This is a genomic window from Streptomyces sp. NRRL WC-3549, from assembly GCF_000721935.1.
In the GTDB taxonomy this organism is placed as follows: Bacteria; Actinomycetota; Actinomycetes; order Streptomycetales; family Streptomycetaceae; genus Streptomyces.
This window is the reverse complement of record NZ_KL585414.1, coordinates 150,141-154,971: the sequence shown is the minus strand read 5'-3', so window position 1 is coordinate 154,971 and position 4,831 is coordinate 150,141. Positions and strand designations below refer to the sequence as shown.

Below are 4,831 nucleotides of genomic sequence, written 5' to 3'. Positions count from 1 at the left end.
GTTCAGCGCTGGAGGGTGGTGAGCCAGTCGGTCAGCAGACGGTTGACCTGGTCGGGGCGCTCCTGCTGGATCCAGTGGCCGCAGCCTTCCAGCAGGTGGGAGGCGGACAGGGCGGGGAGAGTGGAGGGGTAGGCGGCGATGGCGTCGGACATCCAGGTGGTGGAGGCATCCAGAGTGCCGCCGACGAACAGGGACGGCTGCTTGATCGGGGCTCCGCTGTGAGGGGCGAGATCCTCCCAGTCACGGTCCATGGTGCGGTAGCGGTTGAGAGCGCCGGTCAGGCCGGTGCGCTCGAACTCCGCGGCGTAGACGTCGAGGTCGTCCTCGCTCAGCCAGGCGGGGAGCTTGCCCGCGGGGAAGCGGTCGCGCAGCCGGCCGCCGTGGGCGACGAAGTGCGGGTCGGGCTCGCCCTGGGCGGGCATGGTGTCGGCGGACAGTGCCGCGTAGAAACCGGCGAGCCAGCCTCGGACATCGGGCTCGATCTCGGCCTCGGCGCGGCCGGGCTCCTGGAAGTAGGAGACGTAGAACTCCTGCTCAGGGCCGCCGATCTGGTCGAAGACGTCGGAGGGGCGGGGACCGCCCGGCGGTGCGTAGGGGACGCTCAGCAGGCCGACGGCGCGGAAGACGTCTGGGTGGAGCAGGGCGGAGGAGGCGGCGATGTTGGATCCCCAGTCGTGGCCGACGACCACCGCGCTCTCCTCGCCGAGGGCGCGCACCGCGGCGACGTTGTCCTCCACCAGGTCGAGCATCCGGTAGGCATCGGTCGCGGTGGGCTTGGAGGAGCGGCCGTAGCCGCGCACGTCGATGGCCACCGCCCGGTAGCCTGCGGCGGCCAGGGCCGGGAGCTGGCGGCGCCAGGAGTACCAGGATTCGGGGAAGCCGTGCACGAGCAGGACCAGCGGGCCGGTGCCCTGCTCGACCAGATGCAGGCGTCCGGCCGGGGTCTCGATGGTGCGGTGGCGGAGTTCGGCGGTCGGCTCGGGCTGCATGGGCTTCTCCTCGGTCGGCGGGCGGACGCGGCTACCCGTCGATCATGCGGCGCGACGGACGCCCGACGCGATCAGGGTTGCCGTTTCGGCAAGATCGCAGGCAGAGCGGTGGGCCGTGCGGCCGGGAGGAGCGCGAACGGTGGCAGGCGACGACCTGGACAGCACGCCGCCCTCGATGGTGCCCGGGCTGCGAGTCGCGTGCGAGCAGCACCGCGCGCCACGCGCGCCGGTACGAGCTTGTGCGACCGTCATACGCCGAGCACGCTGTCGCGGACGAGACCGGCCGGCTCAAGTCCCGGTGCCGCCTCAGCGCCCGCAGGCCACCGGCGCTTTCGGCAAACCCATGGCTCTTCCGTCGTCCTGCGACCCGGCCGCAGGGCCGCAACGACCTTCTGCGCGGTGGGGACAGGGGTGGCGCGTACTGGTCGACGCCGACGGGACCGGGCCCATCGGCCCGGGCTGCCCTTTCGGGCGGCGCTGCCCCGGGGCGCGAGGGTCGGCCGAGCCGAGCCGTCCGCTCGGACCACGGGCACGTCATCGCGCCCGTCGTTCCCGGATCTGAGCCAGTCGGGCCGGGCGTCAGCCTCGGCGGATGATCCCTGTCGCGAACGGCGTCGTCTGTCTCACGCGCGTCGGTGACCTGGCGTGGACATCGAACTTCGAGCCTGCCCGGACCGGTCCCGTGTCGGCTCGACGTACTTCGAAGCGAACGCCCGCACCCCGTCACACGGCATCAGCCGGCCCGCCTGCCGCAGTCCCCGGTGGAACCCTGCGAGTCCACGTCGTATCCGCCCGTTTGAGAATGTCGACTACGTGCGCCGGGGATCCCCGTGCTGCAGAGACAGCCCAGCACGGTCGGATTCAGCCTGCCGTAGAGCTCGTTTCTCCTGATCCGTTTGGACGCCCCTCTGCCTCCGGTTGTCCGCGCAGCCGTCTGATCTCTGCGACAAGGCGGGGGACGGCTTCGCGGGCGGTGGCGATGAACTGTGCGTTCTCGTCCCAGCGCTCGTCAGCGGCATCCACGTAGCGGGGCCGCTGGACCAGGGTCGCGGCCACGATCTCGCCGTAGTCGAAGTCCGGCCAGCGCTCGGCCAGGCCGGTGTCCGGCGCGGTGCTCACGACGACGAGGTTCATCGCGTGCTCGTCGTCAAGGCAACGAACGAACCAGGGTCCTGGCGTGGCTGCCTGTGCGAGTTCGTCGAGCTCGTCGACTTCCCCGTCGCTGAGCGGTTCGATGCTGGTCACCAGGCTGTGATCTCTCTCTGTCCATGAGGCGGGCGTTCGTTCTCGGACGTCGCACGCTGCGGGCTGACCGAGGTAGTGGGTCAGGTGCACCAGAGCATCGAATCCGAACCGGAAGTATTCATGGCTGCCGGGCCACGCTGACCCGCGCGTCCTCACCCCTCATCGCCTGCGGCCAGCGGTCATCAATGGCACCCGCCGCTGCCCGGCAGGCGTTACAGGCATTCTCCCGTTCCGGTAGCCACCAATGGCCAGACGGCGACATGCCGGGTCCCTGGATCCCGCACAGCGTCCTGTCGAAGATGCCGAAGGCGTGGGAGGTTCCGGTGGCAAGACCATCCGCGACAGCCCTCTCCCAGCGCGTCCCCCTCGGCAGATACGGCGGTCGCGCGACCTCGAACCACTCACCGCCCACCTGGGTGACGGCATGACACCACGGACAGGACCAGGTCTCTTCTTCCCCGGCCGTGGGCGGTACCGGCCACCGCCGCATCACCAGTCCGCACACATCGCACTCCACAGGGAAATCCTCACACGCCGGCACGGCTCGTTCCGACCGGCTGACCTCACGTCAGTTGCCGAACGGTCCCCTCGGTGCGAAAGGCCCTTCAAGGGGTTATTGACGTCTGCCGACCGGCGAGGAGTCGTTCGACCGCGTCTCGGGCGGTACCGGCGGTCTCGGCGTTCCCGCTGATGCCGGCTGCGGCGATCGCACCTTCGGCGAGGAGATAAATCGCGTCTGCGGTCCCCGCTTCGTCCGATTCCAGCAGACCTGCGATCTGCTCGCGGAACGCCTCCTTGTGCGCACGGACCTCGTCGAGCACCGCCGGGGAGGAGGGGCCGAGTTCCCCGTGGATGTTGACCCATGCGCATCCCCGGAATCCTGGTTCGGAGAACCAATCGCGAAGCCATTCGAAGACTGCGAGGATCCGCCGAGTCGGATCGTCGAAGTTCCCGGCGTACGCGGCCAGATCGGCGCGCCACCGGAGATCCCGCCGCCTGAGCACGGCGACGACGATGTCCTCCTTCGTCGGGAACATCGAGTAGATGCGCTTGAGCGAGAGGCCGGACGCCTCGCGAATCCGGTCCATCCCGACTGCTTGGACACCCTGGGCGTAGATGAGTGACTCCGCCGTGTCCAGCAGTACGTCGCGGTCGTTGGCCTTCTGCTCGGCGGTGAGCGCGGCAGGCACGTGCGGAACCCCCTTTGACATCGAGAACGATCGTTCCCTACGGTAGCTCGCGCCGATGGGGAACGCACGTTCTCCAGTGTCGAGAGGAGTCGCAGTGCCTGACGTCCGTCCGCCCTGTCCGCCCTTCACTCCGGAGACCGCGGCACAGAAGGTCCAGGCCGCAGAGGACGCCTGGAACACCCGGGACCCCCAACTGGTCGCCCTCGCCTACACGCCGGACTCGGTCTGGCGGAACCGGGACGTCTTCGTCCACGGCCGCGAGGAGATCGTGGACTTCCTGACCGCCAAGTGGGAACGCGAGCTGGACTACGCGCTGCGCAAGAGCTTGTGGGGCTTCCATGGGAACCGGATCGCTGTGCGCTTCCAGTACGAGTGGCACGACCACCGCGGTCAGTGGTGGCGCAGCTACGGCAACGAACTGTGGGAGTTCACCGATCAGGGCCTGATGTCACGACGGGAAGCGAGTATCAACGACGTGGCGATCGACGAGGCCGTACGACGGATCACCGGTCCGCGCACGCCCCAGCAGCACGGCATGGAGATCCCGATCCAGTAGCCCGGGGCTCGTCCCCTGTACGAGCGGTGGGCACCCACCGTCAGGGTCGCCCGCCGCTTCGGCCTCCGCCGGAAGTCAACGATTTCCGCTCGCGAACACTTCACTCTGCTTCGAAGGGTGACGGTGCCGGGTGGAGCGGGCGCCAGGTCTTGACCGTGAGGTGAGACTTGCGGCATGGACATGGGACGTGAGTCGCGGTGGGAAAAGGACGCAATGACGGTGGAGATCGTTTTTGCTCTGGTCACTGCCGTCGTGCTTGCTGCGGCGGTCTTTGCCGTCGCTCTGGCTCTCGTACTGGCTTCCGGCGTCTCTGGTCCAGCGGGGAAGGGCGTGTTGACGGGGGGTGCGCTGCTCGGAGCGGTGGCCGGAGTGTGGCGTCTGGTGCGTGTGCTGCGGCGGTTCGACGCGCAGCGCCGGAGAGGTCACTGACCGGGGCAGACACTGATGGCGGGCCCCCTCGGGGCCGGTGGCCGGCCGGTGGTGATTGTCCGGTGGCCGGCGCCGGATGAGTCGGGGAGTCGCCCCAGCGGGTGGTGCCTGAGGCACCCCGCGGCCTCTGGGCGGCGGTCGGCATCGGCGTGGCGACCGGGGGGGTGCCGGCGGTGCTCGTGTTCGCGGCAACGGGTTTGGCCCCCGCCCGCGCCCGCTGCGCCCGCGCCCGCGACAGTCAGGCCCTGATTCCGCCGGTGCAGGACGTATCGCCTGTCCGGTCCCCCGAGCCCCGCGTGCGTATGCCAGGGAAGCCGCACGCCGACAAGGGCTACGAGTACCGCGCGCCGACTTCGGTGGACGGCTGTCACGGCGCCCCCTCCGGCACCGGATCACCCGCCAAAGCGTCGAGGCCTCCCAAC

5 protein-coding genes are annotated in these 4,831 nt (G+C 69.6%); 2 read left to right on the top strand and 3 right to left on the bottom strand.

Annotated features, from left to right (window positions below):
• Nucleotides 1-2: 2 nt before the first annotated feature.
• The 3 genes from IH13_RS0121980 to IH13_RS0121970 form a co-directional block, all read right to left on the bottom strand.
• Complete coding sequence (locus IH13_RS0121980; protein ID WP_031087034.1) at nucleotides 3-989, bottom strand: alpha/beta fold hydrolase; 987 nt, start codon at nucleotides 987-989, stop codon at nucleotides 3-5.
• Between the two features lie 861 nt (nucleotides 990-1,850).
• Nucleotides 1,851-2,234 carry a hypothetical protein gene (locus IH13_RS38080; protein ID WP_031087031.1) on the bottom strand — a complete coding sequence of 128 codons (384 nt, stop codon included), beginning with the start codon at nucleotides 2,232-2,234 and terminating at the stop codon, nucleotides 1,851-1,853.
• Between the two features lie 605 nt (nucleotides 2,235-2,839).
• A complete protein-coding gene (locus IH13_RS0121970) occupies nucleotides 2,840-3,445 on the bottom strand; it encodes a TetR/AcrR family transcriptional regulator (protein ID WP_199814802.1) in 606 nt (201 codons plus the stop codon).
• 73 nt (nucleotides 3,446-3,518) lie between these two features.
• Here IH13_RS0121970 and IH13_RS0121965 point away from each other — a divergent pair, with 73 nt between their 5' ends.
• Both IH13_RS0121965 and IH13_RS0121960 read left to right on the top strand, forming a co-directional pair.
• A complete protein-coding gene (locus IH13_RS0121965) occupies nucleotides 3,519-3,980 on the top strand; it encodes a nuclear transport factor 2 family protein (protein WP_031087025.1) in 462 nt (153 codons plus the stop codon).
• A gap of 174 nt (nucleotides 3,981-4,154) precedes the next feature.
• On the top strand, nucleotides 4,155-4,409 hold the full coding sequence (locus IH13_RS0121960) for a DUF6332 family protein (RefSeq protein WP_031087024.1): 255 nt from the start codon (nucleotides 4,155-4,157) through the stop codon (nucleotides 4,407-4,409).
• The last annotated feature ends 422 nt before the right edge of the window (nucleotides 4,410-4,831 follow it).